Source organism: Gemella morbillorum, assembly GCF_900476045.1.
GTDB classification, from domain to species: domain Bacteria; phylum Bacillota; class Bacilli; order Staphylococcales; family Gemellaceae; genus Gemella; species Gemella morbillorum.
On sequence record NZ_LS483440.1, the window covers coordinates 1305425 to 1326152 of the forward strand.

Annotated in this window: 24 protein-coding genes; all 24 read right to left on the reverse strand. The window is 31.7% G+C overall.

The features are described from left to right. Window positions 1-2: 2 nt before the first annotated feature. The 24 genes from DQN46_RS06260 to DQN46_RS08845 all read right to left on the reverse strand — a co-directional run bounded on the left by DQN46_RS06260 (window position 3) and on the right by DQN46_RS08845 (window position 20718). Window positions 3-320 (reverse strand): hypothetical protein, encoded by a 318-nt coding sequence (locus DQN46_RS06260; RefSeq protein WP_065378405.1) that lies wholly within the window; start codon window positions 318-320, stop codon window positions 3-5. Further along, window positions 317-694 (reverse strand): HK97 gp10 family phage protein, encoded by a 378-nt coding sequence (locus DQN46_RS06265; RefSeq protein WP_111743394.1) that lies wholly within the window; start codon window positions 692-694, stop codon window positions 317-319. The genes DQN46_RS06260 and DQN46_RS06265 overlap by 4 nt, the downstream gene beginning before the upstream one ends. After that, complete coding sequence (locus tag DQN46_RS06270; RefSeq protein ID WP_111743395.1) at window positions 687-1019, reverse strand: phage head closure protein; 333 nt, start codon at window positions 1017-1019, stop codon at window positions 687-689. The genes DQN46_RS06265 and DQN46_RS06270 overlap by 8 nt, the downstream gene beginning before the upstream one ends. Before the next feature lies 1 nt (window position 1020). After that, the gene (locus DQN46_RS06275) at window positions 1021-1305 is read right to left on the reverse strand and encodes a head-tail connector protein (protein ID WP_111743396.1); all 285 of its coding nucleotides are present in this window, start codon (window positions 1303-1305) and stop codon (window positions 1021-1023) included. Window positions 1306-1313: 8 nt separating this feature from the next. Continuing rightward, window positions 1314-2480, reverse strand: coding sequence for a phage major capsid protein (locus DQN46_RS06280; protein ID WP_111743397.1), 1167 nt, complete (start codon window positions 2478-2480; stop codon window positions 1314-1316). Between the two features lie 5 nt (window positions 2481-2485). After that, the gene (locus DQN46_RS06285) at window positions 2486-3208 is read right to left on the reverse strand and encodes a head maturation protease, ClpP-related (protein WP_111743398.1); all 723 of its coding nucleotides are present in this window, start codon (window positions 3206-3208) and stop codon (window positions 2486-2488) included. Beyond that, complete coding sequence (locus DQN46_RS06290) at window positions 3171-4460, reverse strand: phage portal protein (protein WP_111743399.1); 1290 nt, start codon at window positions 4458-4460, stop codon at window positions 3171-3173. The genes DQN46_RS06285 and DQN46_RS06290 overlap by 38 nt, the downstream gene beginning before the upstream one ends. Before the next feature lie 73 nt (window positions 4461-4533). After that, on the reverse strand, window positions 4534-5631 hold the full coding sequence (locus tag DQN46_RS06295) for a hypothetical protein (protein ID WP_111743400.1): 1098 nt from the start codon (window positions 5629-5631) through the stop codon (window positions 4534-4536). A 49-nt stretch (window positions 5632-5680) separates the two neighbouring features. Beyond that, window positions 5681-7282, reverse strand: coding sequence for a terminase large subunit (locus DQN46_RS06300; RefSeq protein WP_111743401.1), 1602 nt, complete (start codon window positions 7280-7282; stop codon window positions 5681-5683). A 57-nt stretch (window positions 7283-7339) separates the two neighbouring features. Beyond that, window positions 7340-7636: an Nmad4 family putative nucleotide modification protein gene (locus DQN46_RS06305; protein WP_111743402.1), complete on the reverse strand. Its 297-nt coding sequence runs from the start codon at window positions 7634-7636 to the stop codon at window positions 7340-7342. Between the two features lie 71 nt (window positions 7637-7707). Further along, the gene (locus tag DQN46_RS06310; protein WP_111743403.1) at window positions 7708-7929 is read right to left on the reverse strand and encodes a DUF4314 domain-containing protein; all 222 of its coding nucleotides are present in this window, start codon (window positions 7927-7929) and stop codon (window positions 7708-7710) included. A gap of 374 nt (window positions 7930-8303) precedes the next feature. After that, entirely contained in the window at window positions 8304-9764 is a 1461-nt protein-coding gene (locus DQN46_RS06315) for a DNA cytosine methyltransferase (RefSeq protein ID WP_111743404.1), read from the reverse strand. Next, on the reverse strand, window positions 9742-11007 hold the full coding sequence (locus tag DQN46_RS06320) for a site-specific DNA-methyltransferase (protein ID WP_111743405.1): 1266 nt from the start codon (window positions 11005-11007) through the stop codon (window positions 9742-9744). Before DQN46_RS06320 ends, DQN46_RS06315 begins: the two co-directional genes overlap by 23 nt. A gap of 12 nt (window positions 11008-11019) precedes the next feature. Continuing rightward, window positions 11020-11802: an S-adenosylmethionine synthetase N-terminal domain-containing protein gene (locus tag DQN46_RS06325; RefSeq protein ID WP_111743406.1), complete on the reverse strand. Its 783-nt coding sequence runs from the start codon at window positions 11800-11802 to the stop codon at window positions 11020-11022. 15 nt (window positions 11803-11817) lie between these two features. After that, on the reverse strand, window positions 11818-12369 hold the full coding sequence (locus tag DQN46_RS06330) for a terminase (RefSeq protein WP_111743407.1): 552 nt from the start codon (window positions 12367-12369) through the stop codon (window positions 11818-11820). A 171-nt stretch (window positions 12370-12540) separates the two neighbouring features. After that, on the reverse strand, window positions 12541-12912 hold the full coding sequence (locus DQN46_RS06335) for an HNH endonuclease (RefSeq protein WP_111743408.1): 372 nt from the start codon (window positions 12910-12912) through the stop codon (window positions 12541-12543). A 106-nt stretch (window positions 12913-13018) separates the two neighbouring features. Then, window positions 13019-13444: a DUF1492 domain-containing protein gene (locus DQN46_RS06340; RefSeq protein ID WP_111743409.1), complete on the reverse strand. Its 426-nt coding sequence runs from the start codon at window positions 13442-13444 to the stop codon at window positions 13019-13021. Window positions 13445-13447: 3 nt separating this feature from the next. Continuing rightward, window positions 13448-14794 (reverse strand): DEAD/DEAH box helicase, encoded by a 1347-nt coding sequence (locus tag DQN46_RS06345; RefSeq protein WP_111743410.1) that lies wholly within the window; start codon window positions 14792-14794, stop codon window positions 13448-13450. After that, the gene (locus DQN46_RS06350) at window positions 14775-15056 is read right to left on the reverse strand and encodes a VRR-NUC domain-containing protein (RefSeq protein ID WP_065378388.1); all 282 of its coding nucleotides are present in this window, start codon (window positions 15054-15056) and stop codon (window positions 14775-14777) included. Before DQN46_RS06350 ends, DQN46_RS06345 begins: the two co-directional genes overlap by 20 nt. Before the next feature lie 229 nt (window positions 15057-15285). Continuing rightward, complete coding sequence (locus DQN46_RS06355; protein ID WP_111743411.1) at window positions 15286-17535, reverse strand: phage/plasmid primase, P4 family; 2250 nt, start codon at window positions 17533-17535, stop codon at window positions 15286-15288. A gap of 1 nt (window position 17536) precedes the next feature. Further along, the gene (locus DQN46_RS06360; protein ID WP_111743412.1) at window positions 17537-17893 is read right to left on the reverse strand and encodes a DUF7768 domain-containing protein; all 357 of its coding nucleotides are present in this window, start codon (window positions 17891-17893) and stop codon (window positions 17537-17539) included. Further along, window positions 17886-18557, reverse strand: coding sequence for a Rha family transcriptional regulator (locus DQN46_RS06365; protein WP_111743413.1), 672 nt, complete (start codon window positions 18555-18557; stop codon window positions 17886-17888). The genes DQN46_RS06360 and DQN46_RS06365 overlap by 8 nt, the downstream gene beginning before the upstream one ends. Before the next feature lie 101 nt (window positions 18558-18658). Further along, on the reverse strand, window positions 18659-20599 hold the full coding sequence (locus DQN46_RS06370; RefSeq protein WP_111743414.1) for a DNA polymerase: 1941 nt from the start codon (window positions 20597-20599) through the stop codon (window positions 18659-18661). After that, window positions 20596-20718, reverse strand: coding sequence for a hypothetical protein (locus DQN46_RS08845; protein ID WP_263433186.1), 123 nt, complete (start codon window positions 20716-20718; stop codon window positions 20596-20598). Before DQN46_RS08845 ends, DQN46_RS06370 begins: the two co-directional genes overlap by 4 nt. Window positions 20719-20728: the final 10 nt, after the last annotated feature.

Sequence of the window (20728 nt, forward strand, 5' to 3'; positions counted from 1 at the left end):
ACTTAAACCTCCATTTTATAAATTGTTTCATACATTTCTTCACTCGGTATCCATACCTCGTCTTTTGTATAGATTAAAGAATAAGTTTGTAAAAGATCTTCTATCTTTTTTTCTAATTTAAAATCTTTTTTCTCTGTATACATTTCTATAATTAAATTTTTCACACTATAATATAATTTACCATCTGCTTTAAAAGTATTTTCACCGTCATAATAATATATAAGAAATGGTAATCTTGGAGCACTTCCTTCTTTAAAATGACTATAAACAAATGGAATTTCTAGTTTATATAACATTTCACATACTTCATTTTTATTCACGATAAATCCCTCTTTATTCTTTCTAATACTTTTTCGCTAATATCTCTTGTTGCTGGCTCTATATGTGGAATTGCTTTAGTACGCCCTCCATTCTTCTTCGCATGTCCAAATTCAAGTAAATGTGCTAATTGATATCTATTTTTTGAATGAACTACTGTTTGTATAGAGTGTGCTGTTTCTCTTTCTTTTGTCACTTTCCAACTTTTTTCATAATCTCCACTTTTTTTAGGTGATCCTTCTTTTATTTTATCTCTAACTTCATTACTCACCTCAACTACTGCACCTTTTAAACTTTCCTCAGTCAGCTTAGAATATTCCTTTAAACCCTTTGTTATCTCCGCAGCGAGTGAGTCAATAGTTGTCCTCTTAGTCATAGCTATTAACTCCCTTAACCCTTAAGAACTTTTTATCTTTACTAAAGACATCTACTTCTAATATGTCAAAAAATTTATTGTTATACTTTATTCTATATTCTAACGTATTGAGTTCTTTTAATTCTGGCGTTTTTCTAACCACAAAAGAAATCACTTCTGAACTTCTATTAACACCGTGTCTTTCTACCTCACTTGAAGTTACCAATTTTAAATTAGACCAACAAGTAAAAAAATCACTCCATGTTTCTAATTGTTGATGCAATTCATCAAATTCTAAAACTACTTTTTGAAAAGTAATTCTAGTATCTAGTTCTACAATATCCATCTTAAAACTCCTCTTTCCTATGATTAAATAGTAACGCTCTAAGAATTAGTGTTAATTCTCTAAAATCAGCATTTTCTCTATGTTCATAAAGATAAGCAACTGTATATAATATTGGTATTTTAAATTCATCAAAATCATGCTCATCACCTAACTCTGAAAAACTACTCACCCTTAGTATTCCTAAGCATAATTTTTTAGCTGTAAACAGAAGTGATAAGATTAACTCATCATCTTCTGTTGTATCAACTCTCAAATAGTTTTTAACTTGTTCAAGTTTTAATTCCATAGCTTATATTATCCTTTGATTGGTAATATCTGAACTGCTTCTGGTAATACTAGCTTACCATCAACTCTTTCTTTAGCTACAAATCCAATCATACCATTACCAGCGAATAATTCTTGGAGTTCCTTAAATGAACGAGCACCTCTATCACCTATGTTATAATATCTAAAATCACCGAAAGCAATTTTATTTTCTGGTGCAAAAGCCGAAGTATACACTGGGTATCCTGCTAATTTATCAGGCTCCCCTAATTGATATGATGGCTGCCAAATATATGCTCCATTGTTATCTTTTAGTTTTCTGATATTAGCTATTATTTTATCGTTTAAAATAAATGCTGCATTTTTTCTATATGGTCGTTTTAAAGCATGAATTAAATTGATAATGTCATCAGATTTTAGTGCATCCACCTCAGTTAAGTGCGTTCCTCCATTAGTTTGTGCAAATATTCCTGTTGGTTTTCCACTACCATCACCATTTAGGAAAGCATCTTCTTCTGCATTCGCTAGTGCTTTACCGAATTCTTCTAAGATATAGCTTTCTAAGTCAAACACACTATCATATAATAATTCTTCAGTAACTTTAATAGCTACATGAAGTTTGTGAGCATCTAATAAAACTTGTTTAAATGTTGCTTCTCCAAATTTCAATTCTCCACCTTCTTCAACCCATGCAGCCGCAGGACTTGACGCAGCTATATTGATTTTATGTTTACCATTTGTTTTTAAAGTGTGAGATAGTTTTCTAATAATATTTTCTTCTTTTAACGTTTCAACTAATCTACTATCATACTCGTCTGGAACTAAATATCCTCCATCAGTATCTACTTTTTCTTGTAGAATATTTTCTATTTGTCTAAAATTAGATCGTAGGGCTTTTATCATTGCTTTTTTGTGTTGAAGATTTTTTTGAATTTTATCTTCTTTATCAGACACCATTGGTTTTGAGATTAACGGATCATTTACTGGTTTTGATAATTCTCTTTCCATATTTTCCATCTCTTGAAGTCTCTCTATTTCAAAAGTAAAGTTTTTAACTTTTTCTTCCATCATGTTATAAGTTTCAACATCTTCTTTTGATAATAGTCCATCACTATCTTTTTTACTCTCAACAAAGGCTTTTGCACCTTCCCACGCTTTAGCACGTTTTTCAATTAATTCTTGTATTTTTTTATTCATAATTCTTACCTCCAGTTTTTTATTAAATCTAATCTATTCATTAACGAATCAGCTTTTATTTTTTCTTCGTTTACATTTTTAAGAGTTTCTTTAATTTTATTCATCATTGAATTTTGAACTGTTGCTTCTTGATAAAGCATACTAATATTTGGAATCTCAATATCCTGAATCTCGTCTCGTTTTAAGATAGAATCAGCAAAACCAAGTTCAACTGCTTTTCTTGCATCCATCCATGTTTCATTATCCATAAGTTTTGATATTTTATTTCGTGATAATCCTGTTTTTATTTCATAAGCATTAATTATTGATTCTTTCACCTCACTTAGCATATCTATAGCTCTTTGCATTTCACTTGTGCTACCATATGCAATTGTCATAGGATTATGAATCATAAGCATTGAAACAGGACTCATAATAACTTCTGTTCCTGCCATAGCAACCACACTCGCAGCACTTGCTGCTATTCCATCAATTTTTACCTTAACATTTCCTTTGTGTTCCATTAAGAGATTATAAATTTGTGCGGCTGCAATACAATCCCCACCAGGTGAATTTATCCATACTGTAATATCTCCACTATGTTTAATTAGTTCTTCTTTAAAAATTTGCGGAGTGACCTCATCATCAAACCATGATTCTTCAGCTATTGTTCCATTTAAAAATAATATGTTCTCTGGTGGTTCATCTTTATTATTTTGTACTATCTTCCAATTCCAAAATTTCTTCATCTGTGTTTTCCTCCTTATAATCTGTTAATCTCTCTGCATAAGCACCAGCCTTTTTAAGTGGTAACATGTTACCATTGACTAGATATAAGTTTCCTCCTTCCTCATCTGATATCAAATCTAAGTTTTCTAAACTCCTTATATCATTAGCACTCATCCAACCATTCTGACGTGCTGTTGCATATCCATTCATCCTACTTTGATAATCTCCTCTAAGTAGCCCATCAACATTGAATTTTATATAATATTTTTTCTTCTCATCACTTGTAAGTAGTCTCCTAGTCATAGCTTGTTCAAAACGTTTGACCCACGGATCAAGCGTGTATTTAACAAACTCAAGAGATTGTTGTTCAATATTAGAAAAACTAGACTTTTCAAGATCCCCTACCATATGTGGAGGAACTCTGAAAATTCTAGCTATCTCATTTATTTGAAATTTTCTCGTTTCTAAAAACTGTGCTTCATTAGGTGCTATTGAAATAGGAGTATATTTCATACCTTCTTCAAGTATTGCAACTTTATGGTTGTTCTTACCTGAAAATCCTCTAGCCCAACTTTCTCTCATTGCCTCTGGATTTTTTACTACCCCAGGATGTTCAAGTATACCACTTGGTGTAGCTCCATTTGCGAAAAATGCTGCTCCGTATTCTTCAGTTGCAATAGCCATTCCAATCGCATTTTTTGCCATAGCAATTGGACTATAACCAACTAAACCATCAAATCCTAAACCTGGTATATGTAATATGTCTCTTGGTGACAGCTTAACAGCGCCTTTAGTTTTAGAATTTGCATCCCCTTCACTTATATAATATTCATAATACAAATTACCAGTTTCATCTCTATCAACTTTCATTCTATCTGGCATCAATGGATAAAGTCCTAATACCTCTCCTTTACCATTTCTTATAATTTGTGCATACGCATTACCCCATAAAAGCAAATGAGTCATTAGTGTTTCTCTAAAAATAAAACTTGTCATTTCATTATTTGGTTCATCATGAAGTAACGCATATAACATATGTTCTGTTGCTTTTTTTGTACCAGTCTCGGTTACTTCATACACATGTAAAGGTAGACTAGCTAATGTTTCTGAAAGTATCCTTACACAACTATATACCGCTGTCATCTGCATGGCACTTCTTTCTGTTACTCTATTTCCACTAGAACTTCCACCCATAAAAAAACTATAGGAACTTCCATTTAATCTATTTTTAGGATTATCTCTAGATTTTAATAATTTCATAAAATAATTCATACATACCTCCTAAATTTGAATACTAAAAAAGCACCTCTAATGAGATGCTTAATGCTGACGATATGATATTACACTACTTTTTAGATAAAGTTTCATTGAAAATCTTTTCAAATTCTTTGTCAGTTAGTTTATCGTTATTCTTACATATATATTTCCCAATAAAACCACTTTGTCTATCATACTCTTGTTCTCTAATAGTTAAGAAAAATTCTTGATGAAATTTTTTTATTAATTCATCACATTCATTTTTGTTGAATTTCAAATCTAATAATAAAACATTTCGAATAGATGGTAGCCATGCAGTATTAAATCTTCTAAAAATAAATATAGGTTTTACTTCTCCTTTTCCTTCTTCCCTATCTTTCTTCTCTAAATATTTGACAATACGCCAAATAATTATTCTTGCGCTTAACATACCAACCTTTGTATTTGATGAAACGATATGATTTGCAAAACTAGATTTCTTACTTTTCGTAAAACCTGGGTTCTTACTTCTAAAAGGAAAAGCTTCAAGATTGACAATTAACTTAGACATATCCTTTAACTTTTCCCACTCTTCATCATTCAAATTACTTATAAATTTTTGCATTGGTATTTGCTTTTTCTCTAAGTAATTAAAACAAATATGTGCAAAATAATGGGATAAGTAGTATGCGTCTTTTTTTGAACAAGTATTCTTTATCTTCTCTAATTCTTGATATAGAATGCTACTTTCGGTTTCGATATTTATAATATGATCTTTTATATATTTTTTTAAATATTCTTCTTTTTCTCCAAGAATATTTAACGAACTATCTTCACTATTAATTTCTTTTGCTTCATTAAAATAGGAATATACACCTACCTCTCTTTTTTTATCCTCTAATGCGATATTGGGATTTACTAAACATAAAAATAATGTTGATATATTAATATTACCTTGAACATGATTTGGTATACCATAGTGAAGATTTTTATATTGATTAGACTCTAATTCAAACAATCCTTCCTCTATATTTAACCATGAAAAATCTCGATAATCATTTTCTAGGGCATCTAAAAATTTCGAAGATAAATCTTCCACATTTTCTGAAGTCCATGGGTTATATTTTTCTATTTTCAACAATTCCTCAGAATCTTTAATTTCTCCGATATTTTCTTTGTACTTAGAAATTAGTTTATTAAAAGACATAATCTTTCCTCCAAATTAATTTTATATAAAGTATAACATAAAACTAAAACTATATAAATAACAATCCTCTGTCATCATAAACACTTTCTGTGTTTTGATTTCCACATCTTATCGCACGATCTAATGCCATAATTGTTGAGATTGCTCCATCAATTTTCTCTGTTGATTTTTCTTTATCTGCCTTAATATTTCCTGCTGGATCACGTCTTATAAAAATATTATCCATATTCCATCTGAGTACTGGATTACCTCCGTGTGCTAGTTTCTGTTCAAGAACTAGCTTCATAAGTTCTTTAGTAGGAGAACTCATATCTTTAAAACCTTGTCCGAAGGGTACTACGGTAAAACCCATACCTTCTAGATTTTGAACCATTTGAACAGCACCCCATCTATCAAATGCAATTTCTCGGATATTATACTTTTCTCCTAGTTTTTCAATAAATTGCTCGATATATCCGTAATGGACTACATTACCCTCTGTAGTTTGTATATAACCTTGCTTATTCCAAAGATCATAAGGTACATGGTCACGTCTTACTCTTAGTTCTAACGTATCTTCTGGAATCCAAAAATATGGTAGAACTATAAACTTGTCGTCTTCATCCAAGGGAGGAAATACCAGAGTAAAAGCAGTTATATCTGTTGTAGATGATAAATCCAAACCTCCGTAACATATCCTACCTAATAACTCTTCTTCATCAACATTAAAATTACAACTATCCCATCTATCCATAGGCATCCAGCGTACTGATTGTTTCACCCACTGATTAAGTCTCAATTGTCTAAAAGCATTTTCTTCTCCTGGATTTTGTTTTGCAGATTCACAAGCAGCTTTAACTTTATCTAACCCAACAGTTACTCCTAGTGAGGGGTTAGCTTTTTTCCACACTTTAGGATCAGTCCAATCATCATTTTCATCTGCACCATAAATTACTGGATAAAATGTTGGGTCTATTTTTCTACCTTCGAGTATATCTTTTGCTTTTTGATGAGTTTCATAACAAATACTATTTGTATCCGTGCCAGCAGTTGTAATTAAAAAATAAAGTGGCTGCATTCTAGCATCTCCACTACCTTTTGTCATAACATCAAATAACTTTCTATTCGGCTGAGTGTGCAACTCATCAAAAACAACTCCATGTATATTGAATCCATGTTTTGAATATGCTTCTGCAGATAACACTTGATAAAAACTATTAGTAGGTAAATACACTATCCTTTTTTGCGAAGCTAAAATCTTTACTCTACGATTTAAAGCTGGACACATTCTAACCATATCAGCTGCAACATCAAATACAATCGTAGCTTGTTGTCTATCCGCTGCACATCCATAAACTTCAGCACGTTCTTCACCATCTCCACAACAAAGAAGAAGTGCAATCGCAGCTGCAAGTTCGCTCTTACCCATCTTTTTAGGGATTTCAATATACGCTGTATTGAATTGTCTATATCCATTTGGTTTTATTATTCCAAATAAATCTCTTATTATTTCTTCTTGCCATGGTAATAATTCAAATTTCTTCCCTGCCCATGTTCCTTTAGTATGACTTAAACATTGAATAAAATTTACCGCATAATCTGCACGTTCCTCACTATATACTGATGTTTTAGCTTTAAATCTAGTGGGTTTATATTTCTTTTTTCTTCCCATAATCTCCTCCTCTGAGCATAAAAAATAGACCTTTCGGTCTACTTTCTTTTTATTCTTTTAGCAGTTTTTCATCGCCCATTCAATTGCATGTCCTGTATCTTCAAAAGTTGATTTTGAAATTTTGTTTAATTCTAATTTTTTAAAAGTATGGTTTCTTTTTACTTCTCCTTCTTGATATTTGATTTTATAAATAGCTCCTACACACTCATTTTTCCAATTTGTAATTCCTATTAGAACGTTGTCTCCAAATTTTAAAAATACACTTTTGCTTGATAAGAATCCTTTTTCCTCTAATTCCTCCATTGTTGTTTCTTTGAAAAATTTAATTCCATTTTGTTCTTTAATGTTGTTCATTGTCTTTATCTCCTTTGTTTTCGTTACTATATATATCACTCTAAAAGGCTATAAAGTCAAGACATTCATTATTATCTTTTAATTATTTGGAATTTATCTTCTTCGGGTATTAAAGATAAAGTTGAACCATTATCCCATTTTACAAGAATCATACCAATATCATCAACCCCTAATACTGTTCCAAAAGTCCCACTTGGAGGTGCTTGAATATCATCCATTGAAATTAGTTTAAGCCTAGTGTTTTTTGGGAATTTCTCCTTTAATCTTATAATTTTTCTTTTTAAATCATCCATAATTATTTACCTGATAGGTCTTTTGCTAATTTATATAAAACTATTTTCATTGACTCTACTACACAAATCGCTTCAAATTCTTCTTGAGTTGGATCATCATTTGAAAGTTTCCATAGTAGTTCACGATAGTAATTTGCAGATTCTAGAGCATCTTCTGCAATATCATAACGTTCAATAGCAAGTCCTATCTTCCCTTCTCCTAAAAATTTTCTAGCTCCACTTATATACTTTTTGGTTCTGTCTACTTGATAGAATTTCTATTCCATTACCATGTTTTGCTTCTTTATAATCTTTTTCAAATCTTGTTTTCATATACTTAATCTCCTTTGTTTTGATACTATATATATCACTCTAAACATCATATTTATCAAGTATTATTCGCTATTTTCTAAGTATTTCTTCACTCCACTAAAAATATATAATACGCATGGTAGAGCTACTCCGTTCCCCCACATCTTATATTGTGCTGCATCCGAATAAGGATTTTTTAACCATGTTCTTATATTATTATCAGTTTTTTGTTTTTTTCCATTTTTTATCTTTCTATTTGTTTCGAATACTTCTCTCCAAAAATTTAGATCTTCATCTGTAGGATTGAGTAGCTCTAACCTTTCACACCAATAATCTGGGAAACCTTGCAATCTACTACATTCAAGAGGAGTAATTCTTCGAACAGAATATTTATCATTTATAATAGGAGGATCTTTATAATCAGTTGCGACTAATGTTGATACCTGATCCTTTATAGCTTTTGTATGATGATAATTTTTGCTAGTTGAATATATAGAAACTATTACTACTCCACCTTGATTTGCATTAGGATTATTTCCTCCTGTATCTAAAGTTCTTGATGTAGCAGTTTCATAAACTTTGTATCGACTATTCTTAGTATTTAAACTTGTAAATCTCACATCATAATTTGCGATATTTTCAACTACAAAAGGTTGATTATTTCCTCCTGTTCCTAAATTACTTGATAGAGTTGGTGTAATATCTAGTGGACCTTTAAATCTACTATCTTGGCTATGATTTTCAAAAACAAGTGGTGGATGATTACTTTGGGCTCTTAAAGTTCCTGTTTTATTTAATGTAACATCTAGCCTTTCTCCACCTTGATCCATTAAACAGTACTTTGATATTTCAGTGCATTCTCCAATAACTCCGGTAACTTCTTGTTTCTTATCTGAGCACGATTCAAAATACCTTGGCAGGCTTTCTTCGTTAAATAATATTTCTCTTGCACCTTCTCCTGTAAAATCTGCGACAAGAAAGATTCTCTTACGTCTTTGGGGGACTCCGAAATATTGTGCATCGAAGACTCTCCACGCAATACTAAATGTTCCTCCCATAACACATCCTGCATTTTTCCATTTTGAAGGTTTAGGAATTGATATATTTTCACATTTGATTTTTGAGATTTGTTCAAGTACTTGTCTAAAGTCTTCTCCTTTTGAACTTGAGAAAGCTCCACAGACATTTTCCCATATGATAATTCTTGGATATTTTTCATTTGTATTCTCCCTCATTTCTTTAATAACTCTTATTGCTTCATAAAATAAATTTGATTTACTTCCACTTAGCCCGTCTCTTTGTCCTGCGATTGATAAATCTTGGCATGGACTACCAAATGTTATTACATCAACTGGATTTATATTACCACCTTTAACATTATTAATATCTCCTAAATGAACTAAGTCTGGAAAATTCTTCTTTGTAACAAGAATTGGAAATGGTTCTACTTCACTCGCCCAAACTGCTTTCATTCCTAGAATCGTAGCACCTAATTCAAACCCCCCGGATCCTGAAAATAGACTACCTACTGTTAATTGACTCATCTATTTTCACCTCAGCATATGGAATCTTTTCTCCGTTTCTTTCTACATATATGTCATTAGAAGTTCCAGTTAATTCAATATATCTTTTCACAGCAACATCAACAAATTTAGCTTCTAATTCTATTCCATAGCATATTCTTCCACTCTGTTCGCAAGCTATTAAAGTAGATGCCGATCCTAAAAATGCATCTAGTACTAATCCATTAGTTTGTGTACATTGTTTTATTAAATATACAATCAACGGAACAGGTTTACTTGATGGATGTCCATGCCCATCTTCTTTTGAATTAGTAATACTATCAAATTCAAACACTGCTTTTTGTTTTTGATCTCCGTACCAGATATGTTTTCCATCTTTTCTCCAACCCCAAATAATAGGTTCCATGTTGAATTTCCAATCTGTTCTCATTAGCGGTGCTCTTGGTTTTTTCCATATCAGACCAGCACCAACTTTAAATCCAGCATCTTCATATGCATCATAAAAAATACGTGCTTTCATGGTCGCATAAAAGACATAAATGGATGCATCTTTAGCCATTGAGTTTTTACAATTACTAAATGCTAGAAGTAAAAACTCATACCCTTCTTTATCATTTAAATCATCATTTTTAATTTTTCCAGAAGCACTCTTAAGATTTACTAAATAAGGTGGATCAGTACATACTAAATTTACTTTAGTTTCTCCTAATAGTTTTAAATACGTTTCTTCTTTAGTAGAATCTCCACATATTACTTTATGTCTACCTACATGCCATATATCTCCCTCTTTTGTTATGCGTGGTTTTTTCAACTCTGCTTCTATATCAAAATTATCTTCTTCTCCTTCAAGGTCTTCATCAAATATTTTTGATAATTCTTTTTCATCGAATCCAAGCACGTCAAGATCAAAATCAGCACCCTGTAAATCTGATAATTCGATAGCTAGAAGTTCTTCATTCCAACCTCCTCCAAGTGCGAGTTGGTTATCCGCAATAACGTATGCTTTTCTTTGTGCAGGTGTTAGATAGTTTTCCTTTATACAAGGTACTTTATCCATTCCCAGTTTCTTTGCAGCCATTAATCTACAATGCCCTGCAGTTATTACATTCTCTTCTGAAATTAATATAGGATTTAAGAATCCGAATTCCTTTATTGAAGCCATCACTTTTGATATTTGCTCATCCGAGTGCGTCCTTGCATTATTGATATATGGTATTAATTCGTCAACATTTCTTAATTCATATTCTAATAGTTTATTCTTCATCTCTATACCTCATTAAAAAAGACCCCACTCAGCGAATTTTTCAAATCCGCCTACGGAGTCTATATATTCTTTTGCAATTCTAACAATTTCTTCATAAGGCATATCGCCTATATTTTCATCTCCAATTGCACAGCTAAATTCTACTGGGCTTTGAAGTTGTTGTGCTCTTAAAAACGAATATATATTTACCGAAACATCAGCTTTACTTAAATCTTTACCATGAAGACCTCCACCTGTCACAGAATCAGCCATATCACTACCAAGTTTTCTATTAGTAGCTCCTGTATCAACATCCGTTCCTCCAGTCCAATTTCCTAAAGGATTGATTTTAGCATTTGGATACATTTTTTTTAGTACTTTCGTTTTTACATTACTTTGACAAATTATCAATTTTTCGCCATCAAGTATGTATTTCCCATCATAGGGATACTGTGAATAAATATTTCTAGCTATTCTTGAGAGTTTTTTTTGTTCTTTTGAAATAGGCATACCTTTGAATATACCATTATCTCCACATCGTATTTTGTCATTTTGATTTTTATTTAATTTTTTATCCTGCGATACAATATTAACATCAGGATGAACTACTCCCGCTATTCTTCTAATTATTCTATGAATACTTTTTTTCTCAAAATCAACTGATGTTTCTATTATGACATGACATTTTCCATGACCTATCAGCACTTCTACAGCTACCTTAGGTTCTTTTTCCAGTTTGTATGCCAAATCTACAATTGCTCCAGCGATTCTATCCGCAATTTTATCTGGATGTTTTGGGTTTACTTTTTCTATCATTTTTAATCTCCATTCTTATAAATTTTTTCTTGAATTTAGTAGTTTTTCCATCAAATCATTTTGAGGTACTACTCCATCAAATTCAGTTTTACAATTCTCTTTTACGATTTGATATATTTCATTCCATAGCCTTACAGCTTGATTCATATAATTTATTCCTATATTTATAAATGGTGATGGAATTGGTTTTCCAGTAGTAGGGTGTTTAGATAAAAATCCTAACTTACTAGTCATATCTTCACATTGTAACCATCTTGCACTACTCATAGCATATCTTTCAATGAGTGGCTTTGGAACATGATTTCCCATACTAAGGCTATCCAACCATTTCCACGTTTCTTCATAAATTTCTTTAGCTTGTAATACACTACCATCTTTTTGTGTTGATGATAATACTTCATGTGGTTCAGGCATTTTTACACCTTCAAGATCAGGAATATCTAATACTTCTAGTGTTCTTCCTCCAGGATTTCCATTTAGTGCTTTTTCTACAACTGATTTTTTCTTTCGACCTGCACCTATTCTTTTGCCACCACGTCCGCCAATATTATTCGATTTAGTCGGCATTTAAAGTGTCTCCTTCCCTCTTTTTATTTTTCACTAAGTTCGCTTATTTCAAGCTTTTCCCTATTACCCTTTTGAATTCGCACTTTTTGTGCATCTTTGCCCACACCCGTTATGTTTTCATTTTCTTTTCAGAGATTTTCAATCCCCCTTCCAGAAAATTTTTCACAAAAATTATTTTTGTCTAACTTTTTTTCTCCATCTACTTCCATCACTCGCATGAATTTTAGCGTGACAACTTTTACAAAGAGATATTAAATTACTCTTACTATGTGTTCCACCTTTGGATAAAGGTATCTTATGATGAACCTCTTGTACTTCTCTCATCAATCCATCTGAAAAACATAGTTCACAATAAGGATGTTCTCTAACATAACTAGCTCGAACTCTTCTCCATGTTGATCCGTATCTTTTCCTTGTTTCAGGATTTCTATCTTGCATCTCATATCTTCTATTCTCTAGTCTTTCATGTTCATCACAAAACTGTTTATCTGTTAACCTTGGACAGTTTGGATATGAGCATGGTCTCTTAGGTTTTCTCGGCATTACTTTCTCCTCTCTTTAGCATAATAAAAACCCTGTAGAAAGATCTACAAGGTTTATTTTCTATTTTCCACATTTTAATTATATCAGAAAAGTATACTCTCATTCACTACCATTTCCTATCATCTTTTAAAATTTCTTCAATTTTTTTCAACGCCTCAGTTCTTTTTCTATACACCTGCTGTATACTATACTTCATTTCAACGGCAATTTTCTCCCAAGACAAAAATGATAAATATCGATTTTCTAGAAGTGTACGATACTCTGAGTTCTCAACTTTTTTTATTATTGTCATTATCTCTTTTTTTAAATCTACAAGTACATCAATATCACTATTAATTTCTTCTTGCAGTGTTATAATTTTTAAAATCGTATCCTCCATTTTTGATGTTCCATTATTTTTATTACCTGGCATATCAGTTAAGGTTGCAGTACATTTTGTAGCCAACGCACTCAATGATTCTATTTGACTAAGCTTTGAATTAATCTGTGTATCTAAATGTCTAGCTTGATTTAGATATTCTTCCGTTCTCATACTTTATCCTCCTATTCTAGCTTTTACTGCTCTCATCAATGCTTCTTGGGTTTTATCTTTTCTTTTTAAACTTTTCATAATATCTTCGTCAATAGTATTTTTTGTAATTAAATGATGAATCACTACCGTGTCTTTTTGTCCTTGTCTATAAAGTCTAGCATTAGTTTGTTGATATAATTCAAGAGACCATGTAAGACTAAACCATACTAGTGTGGATCCTCCACTTTGTAAATTCAATCCGTGTCCTGTACTTGCTGGGTGTATTAATGCAAGATTAATCATTCCCATATTCCATTGTTTTATATCATCTGCAGTTTTAATCTCTCTTACTTTAAATCGTTTTTCAATTCTTTCTTTATCTGCCTTAAACCAGTAAGCAATAAGTACAGGTTTCCCATTTGCACTCTCAATTATTTCTTCAAGTTTATCTAACTTTTTATTATGAATTTCATAGAATTTTTTATCATCATCGTAGATTGAACCATTAGCTAGTTGAATAAGTTTATTTGAAAGACTTGCTGCATTTATAGCGTCTATTTCTTTTTCTTGAATTGTCATTACCATTTCTTTTTTAAACTTTTTATATTTAATCTGATCTTCTTCATCAAGATTTATTTCAAGGTCATTTAGTATCAACTCTGGCATTTTCAAATACTCTGTAGATTTCATTGATATTGTCATATCTGCAAGCCTACGATATATTCTTTCCTCAGCGTGTGGCTGTGGTTTATAAGAAAAAATTACCACACCATTCCTTTTATCTGGTAGAAAGTACTCGTTCCTATAATGCGTTATATAGCGACCAAGCCTTTCTCCTAAATCTAGCACTCTAAACTCTGCCCATAAATCCATTAATCCATTACTACTTGGTGTCCCAGTAAGACCTACCACTCTTTCAAAGTAAGGTCTTATTTTTAATAAACTTTTAAATCGTTTTGAAGTATGCGATTTAAATGAACTGAGCTCATCAATAATTAACATATCAAAGTTAAAGTCTATTCCACTTTTTGTTACTAGCCAATCTACATTTTCACGATTAATGATATAAATGTCTGAGTTTTGTTTTAAAGCTTTTAGTCTTTCTTTTTCATCTCCAACTACAATTGAATATCTTAAGAGATTGAGATGATCCCATTTTTCTATTTCATCTTTCCACGTTGACTGGGCTACTCTTAACGGGGCTATAATTAGTACTTTACTAATTTCAAAACTATCATACATAAGTTCATTTATAGCTGTAAGTGTTGTTATAGTTTTACCTAAACCACAGTCAAGGAACAAAGCAGATACCTTATGTGCTAAAATAAAATCTTTGGCATAATTTTGATAATTATGTGCTACATATCTCATCTAAGATTTCTCCTATCTTCTCTTTTTCATCAAGTGTGTATACTTTAAATCCTAACCGCCTTAATTGTTTCATTCTTAATTCTTGAAGTGGTCTTGGTTTCTTACCTTTTTGCTTAACCTCAACGAAACCAACAGTACCATTTTTCATCAATATTATTCTGTCTGGAATTCCTGTCATACTTTGACTATTAAATTTCAAACATAAACCATCTCTTCTATTAACTTCTTTTACTAAATGTTGTTCTATTAAGCTTTCTAGCATACTCTCCTCCAAAAGTGTAAGACCATGAACCCCATTTACCTATATTATATATATATTATTTTTTTATTATTATAGAAAGGTTATATATATATGACTATCATAAGTCGTCATAACGTTGATATAATAGGGTTTCAATAAATTCCATGACAGTCTTCTTCATAACTTTTTTATTTTTGTAAATCACACTCACTTTATAAAAAGTATTGAAATTGACCATCATAAACTTACACTACTCTAAAAAATTAGATTTTAATTTTAATCCATAAATAAAAGATCCTTTAGTCATTTTTCTTTTTCTAAATCCTTCACTCAAAAGTGCATTATAAAAGTCTGTAGTACTTCTCGTAAAAGCTCCAGTCCTCATGCAAAAAGCTCGGTACTCGGAGTAAAGCAGCCCACTTTTTTCAGTATAACTGATATCAATTTCACAGCATTCTTCTAAAAATTCTCCTAGCCAGTTATTGTCCTCTTTGTATTTTTCAATAGCATCTTTTACTACTTTTGGTTTTTCTAGCTTAAAGTTAGCTTCGATTACTTCTTTCGATCCAGTGAGTATCCACTCTAAAATTGCACCCCCAGCATTTTCATAAAGGTAATCAGCATAGTTTTTGATGTCACCTTTGCCTTTAATCTGTGCGTTAAAAGGAATTACAATAAGTCTTCTCCACGTTCCATTATCTATCGCACCTACTTTTGGCAAGTGATTAGTATAAAGAACAAGAGTATGTGAAGGAACATAACTAAATGGTGATTTGAATTTTTTCTCAGCAAAAATTTCATCTGTCGAGCAAAGTTGTTTTACGTTTGATGTATTCATTCTCATTCCCTCTTCAAGTTCAGCTGCAATAAGAAGTCGTTTCCCTTTTGCCTCTGCTAGTTCAGGTTTTACATTTCTTCTACATCCCACAGTTAGCATGTCTGCAGATATATTCCCACTATAACTGCCAAGAACCCTCGCTACTACATTCCAAAATGTACTTTTACCATTACTCCCCTCACCATAAGCAATAATTAACGCTTCGACATAAACCTTTCCAACAACAGCTAAGCCTACTATTTTTTGAACATATTTTATGAGTTCCTCATCACCTAAAAAAAATGTCCTTAGCGCCTCTTCCCATAATTTTTTACCTTTATTTGATGGATCAATACTTGTTTGTTTACTTATAAAATCATTGTAGTCATGTTCTTTTGAAAGACCCGTTTTTAGATTATAAGTTTCACTTGGTGTATTTAATAAAAACTCATCTCTATCAAGTGAAGTAGGTTCTATTTGAATTAAAGGACGCACTTCTTTTAATGTAGACCAGATATTTTTACTATCACGTCTTTTAATAGCATACTTCTCATAAGCTAAAGCTTGTTCATACTTTTCAACTATTCTTCTTTGGTTATCATCCAAGTTTTCCTTAACTTTCTTCATACCTAAACTTGTTATCATCGGCATAACTCCTACGTCAGTTAATTGTTTAAGACATAGATTTATCTCATCATACGCTTCTTTTAATTGAAGTTCAGTTAGTTCATGTGCTACAGCCTGAGCATTTGGTACAGACTCCTCCCAGTAGCTTCCGTTATAAACTAAATAATCGGTTGCTGGAGAGTATTTTATTCTGTCTTGAAACTCTCTAGAAAGAACTATAGCTTGACCTACATCTGAATAATCTGTAGGCTTAAATTTAAATTCCTGATTGTAATCTTCGGGTTTAATATACCCTTCTTGACTAGCAATTTTCTTTCCGAACTTAGTTGCACTATACCAGATGGAGTTAAGTTCGCTGTCATCTAAAGGTGGTGTGCATTTAGAGGCTTGTTCTAAATACATAGAATAACTTTCATCGGTTGCTCCGTATCGTTTTATAATCTTTCCAGCTAAATGACTCATAGTAGAATTACGACTACCTTGTTCAATTACTGGTGTATGCTCCTTTGATTCTAAAAGCGTAAAAGCATCTGCAACTCCAAGTATTTCATCTAGATTCTTTTCACCTTCAAACCAAATAACTTCATCAGTAATATTCCCAAAAATAAATCTTGAACAATCTAATGCATTTTTATCAAAAAAGTTATATTTCTCATACACCTGTTTTTTAAAAATTTCACACTCATCTGATGTCAAAAATAACCTATGCGGGATATAAACATGATGTCTAGGTCTAGCTACTTTCCCATTCTTTTCTTTATTATTATTTCGACTAGGAACTACAACGTGACTTGCTCCTTCAAGTAAATACTCATAATCTTCTGGATAAATCCAATCATTTGGATTATCACTATGTTCATTATCACAATCAAAAACATCACAGTCACACTCTAAGAAATTATCTTTATTTCGATAATTATTTTTAAAATTAGCACATACGTGATCAAAACATACTACCTCTTTTAATTGTTCTATATTTTCAATTAAACGCTTAACATCATAAGTACAATTCTTAGCGTTACCTTGAAAGTTTGATCTATGAATAGTTAACCTCATATTACTTTACCTCCGTAAAATACTTTATAGTTTTATGATGTTTTTTAGCTATATCAATTTCTACTTTCATACCTTCTGTGATATTGTCACCTAAAACCCAGATTTCACTGCATTTTCCAAGTAGAATGATATCCGCAAACATAGCATTTTTCCTATCTACTTCATTTGAGTCATCCATAAATGGAAATAACACATGAGGTATTATTGGAATATTACCCTCCATATAAGCAAGTCTTCCTAGCTTTATAGCCTTTTTAATATTCGCTTCTATATCTCCTCTGTACGGAGCGCAAATATAGACCAAAGATTTATAAGCCTCTTTCTTTTCTAATTTGATTTTCCTTTGACTCTTACTCATTGATTTTTTCCTCCCATTTTTGTTTGTACCACTCTAAATGTCGCTTCTTATCTTCATAGTTAGGAAAAGCGACCAAAAGTCCGATATCTACCTTTTGTAATTTTTCAATCAAGTTAATTTGAACCTCTGTTAAATAAGGACGAATACTAGTCCCATTTTCAAGATTATTCTCTAAACGGAATTGTTTTGCAGACTTTCCTAAAACAATACGATTAATCATGTCACATTCATTACTAAAATGATACGGTTTTGGCTTTTCATGAAGTAATTTGATATTTTCAGTTAATAATGGAAACTCAGTTCTTGCTTTTACTAAAGACTTAATAAGTTCTTCCATTTCATTAAAACGTCTAATATATAATTCTTTAAATCTTAATGCTTTTTTCCCTGTGTACCCCATTACCAAGATAGTAAAACCGTCACGTGTTAAATAATAACAAGGTCGTTTTTGATTTTGCTTATCTTTATATGACCCCAGCGCAAAATTGCGCTCAGCAAATTCTTTACTCAACCCAGAATTGGGAGCTGCTATATTTCGAATATCTCTTAAAACTTCTTTATGATTTTTCTCGAAAAACTCTGCCACATACAAACTGTCAACTCTTGCAATATCCTTTTTATCTGCGAATAAACCATATTCATTTTTTGGTATTAGTTCCTTCATATTGAACTACCTCCTGTAATTATATTTAATGAGGAATATTACTATCCCTCCATATCACAGGCAATAAAAAAGAGTGAGAATTTAACCTCTCACTCAAATTTTTAATCTTTCATATAAAACTCACACGTATATCCATCTGCAGTAAGTATCAATCCCTTTGCCCAATAAGGTACTCGACTCATAGTTTCACAAATATCTTCTAGCTTTGTATTCTCGAACGCCTCTATAATTATTTCATCATGAACATGGGCTACAATATTATATACACTTAAATTTTGTAAAGAAAACATCAGTATATCTCTTGAAATGGCCTGTACTATATTCTCTACAAACTTAGGTCCGTAACTCTCTATTCTCTCCCACTTTTTAGCTACACCTACTCCTTCATAAGTGACTGATTCACCTCCAAATTTATTAATTTCAATTTTTGGTTTAATATATGTTAGTTTTCTTCCACTTGGTAGTGTTATTCGAAGTAATCCACTCCTACATTCAAACTCTATTCCGTGCGTTCTAGTCAAACCTTTCATAACTATCGCATCTTTTATAGCTTTATCTACTGCCCACCAAAGTGCTACTATATTCTGATTTGCTTCTCGCCATGATAAAACAAGTGGCTTTAATTCATCTTCTTTAAGTCCCATGTCAAGAGCACCCATTGCAGTTAGTGCTCCTACTGATCCGCCGTAGCCACACGCTAACTCCGCTATCTTACCTTTTTGTCTTAATTCACCATTTATGCCATGTTTAACAACAGGAACACCAAACATCTGTGAAGCTGACATACAATAAATATCCCCATCTTTTTTAAACAATTCCTCTCGCCAAGTTTCTCCCGCAAGCCATGCGATAACTCTTGCTTCTATTGATGAAAAATCAGCTACATAAAACTTCATATTTTCTTTTGGAACAAAAGCTGTTCTTATAAGTTGTGAAAGAATATCTGGTACATTATCGTATAATAATTCAAGAATATCTTCATCTCTATTTTTTATTATTGATCTAACCTCAAAGAGTTCTTTCATAGTATTCCTTGGTAGATTTTGTAATTGTACATTACGCCCAGAAAATCTCCCGGTCCTATTAGCACCTAAAAATTGAAACATTCCTCTACATCTATTATCCTCACAAGCTACATCTTTCATAGCTTGATATTTCTTTATAGATGATTTTGATAACTGCATTCTCAAAGCTAACGCTTTTGATACTTCTCCTTTGGTAACCTTAACAAGTTCTTTAACTGATTTTTTATCTAAACTTTCAGTTTCAACACCTTGTTCACTCAACCAACCTTTTAGCTGAACTACTGAGTTTGGATTTTCTAACTCAGTCAAAATTTGTAATTCACTCATTAACTTCGTTCTTACTTTGTCATCTATGGCTATCACTCTATTTACAAAATCTAAGTCTACTTTAATTCCTCTATCATTAATTTCTTGGTCTAAATTATACTCTTCCCATATAAAATCGGGTACTGGAAACTTCATAAGTTTACATTGTATTTCTTTTTCTGTATCAACATCACGAATATTATAGGTTTTAAAAGCCTCCCATTTTATTTTATCGTGATATGGAAGGTTTCTATTTCTAAATCCATTTGATTTCGTCGGGGTACAAGGTACACAAAAATATTTTATCAGATCTTTACCTTCAATTAATTTTTGCTTTTCAAGTCCTAATACTTTTCCTACACCTTCAAGAGAAAATGGCAATCCCATATATGCACTCCAAATCATAGTACATCTCCAGCTTTTTGGATTTAAATATGTTCCTTTAGGAAGTTTTAAAAATCTCGATAAACATATTCGTTCAAACTGTGCATTAAATGCCCACTTAATGACATTATCATCTAATAACGCTTGTATTATCTCTTCAGATAATTCTTCTCCATTGGCTATATCAACTATCTCAGTTTTACCTCCGTCTATAGAATATGCAAAGAGGAGGACTTCAAAGTCCTCACTCTCTAAATATTTATATACCCCAGACTTTGATATATTGATACTAGAGAATGTTTCAATATCAATATTTATAGTCTTCATTTTCTTAGTTTCTCCCTTATGTTTACATACAAGTCTACTAGCTCTGTTATTATAAACTCACCAACATAAGTTGCTGCAAGTAAAACAATTAATAGATTAAGTATCTCTGAAATATTCATTCTTTCATCC

What these genes read in the sequence shown, in the direction of transcription:
- DQN46_RS06370 (WP_111743414.1), bottom strand. Translation starts at nt 20,599, where the DNA reads ATGAAGACTATAAATATTGATATTGAAACATTCTCTAGTATCAATATA.
- DQN46_RS06280 (WP_111743397.1), bottom strand. Translation starts at nt 2,480, where the DNA reads ATGAATAAAAAAATACAAGAATTAATTGAAAAACGTGCTAAAGCGTGG.
- DQN46_RS06340 (WP_111743409.1), bottom strand. Translation starts at nt 13,444, where the DNA reads ATGAGAACGGAAGAATATCTAAATCAAGCTAGACATTTAGATACACAG.
- DQN46_RS06270 (WP_111743395.1), bottom strand. Translation starts at nt 1,019, where the DNA reads ATGGATATTGTAGAACTAGATACTAGAATTACTTTTCAAAAAGTAGTT.
- DQN46_RS06365 (WP_111743413.1), bottom strand. Translation starts at nt 18,557, where the DNA reads ATGAAGGAACTAATACCAAAAAATGAATATGGTTTATTCGCAGATAAA.
- DQN46_RS06265 (WP_111743394.1), bottom strand. Translation starts at nt 694, where the DNA reads ATGACTAAGAGGACAACTATTGACTCACTCGCTGCGGAGATAACAAAG.
- DQN46_RS06300 (WP_111743401.1), bottom strand. Translation starts at nt 7,282, where the DNA reads ATGGGAAGAAAAAAGAAATATAAACCCACTAGATTTAAAGCTAAAACA.
- DQN46_RS06290 (WP_111743399.1), bottom strand. Translation starts at nt 4,460, where the DNA reads ATGAATTATTTTATGAAATTATTAAAATCTAGAGATAATCCTAAAAAT.
- DQN46_RS06285 (WP_111743398.1), bottom strand. Translation starts at nt 3,208, where the DNA reads ATGAAGAAATTTTGGAATTGGAAGATAGTACAAAATAATAAAGATGAA.
- DQN46_RS06305 (WP_111743402.1), bottom strand. Translation starts at nt 7,636, where the DNA reads ATGAACAACATTAAAGAACAAAATGGAATTAAATTTTTCAAAGAAACA.
- DQN46_RS06295 (WP_111743400.1), bottom strand. Translation starts at nt 5,631, where the DNA reads ATGTCTTTTAATAAACTAATTTCTAAGTACAAAGAAAATATCGGAGAA.
- DQN46_RS06325 (WP_111743406.1), bottom strand. Translation starts at nt 11,802, where the DNA reads ATGATAGAAAAAGTAAACCCAAAACATCCAGATAAAATTGCGGATAGA.
- DQN46_RS06335 (WP_111743408.1), bottom strand. Translation starts at nt 12,912, where the DNA reads ATGCCGAGAAAACCTAAGAGACCATGCTCATATCCAAACTGTCCAAGG.
- DQN46_RS06360 (WP_111743412.1), bottom strand. Translation starts at nt 17,893, where the DNA reads ATGAGTAAGAGTCAAAGGAAAATCAAATTAGAAAAGAAAGAGGCTTAT.
- DQN46_RS06345 (WP_111743410.1), bottom strand. Translation starts at nt 14,794, where the DNA reads ATGAGATATGTAGCACATAATTATCAAAATTATGCCAAAGATTTTATT.
- DQN46_RS06330 (WP_111743407.1), bottom strand. Translation starts at nt 12,369, where the DNA reads ATGCCGACTAAATCGAATAATATTGGCGGACGTGGTGGCAAAAGAATA.
- DQN46_RS06315 (WP_111743404.1), bottom strand. Translation starts at nt 9,764, where the DNA reads ATGAGTCAATTAACAGTAGGTAGTCTATTTTCAGGATCCGGGGGGTTT.
- DQN46_RS06320 (WP_111743405.1), bottom strand. Translation starts at nt 11,007, where the DNA reads ATGAAGAATAAACTATTAGAATATGAATTAAGAAATGTTGACGAATTA.
- DQN46_RS08845 (WP_263433186.1), bottom strand. Translation starts at nt 20,718, where the DNA reads ATGAATATTTCAGAGATACTTAATCTATTAATTGTTTTACTTGCAGCA.
- DQN46_RS06350 (WP_065378388.1), bottom strand. Translation starts at nt 15,056, where the DNA reads ATGCTAGAAAGCTTAATAGAACAACATTTAGTAAAAGAAGTTAATAGA.
- DQN46_RS06275 (WP_111743396.1), bottom strand. Translation starts at nt 1,305, where the DNA reads ATGGAATTAAAACTTGAACAAGTTAAAAACTATTTGAGAGTTGATACA.
- DQN46_RS06310 (WP_111743403.1), bottom strand. Translation starts at nt 7,929, where the DNA reads ATGGATGATTTAAAAAGAAAAATTATAAGATTAAAGGAGAAATTCCCA.
- DQN46_RS06355 (WP_111743411.1), bottom strand. Translation starts at nt 17,535, where the DNA reads ATGAGGTTAACTATTCATAGATCAAACTTTCAAGGTAACGCTAAGAAT.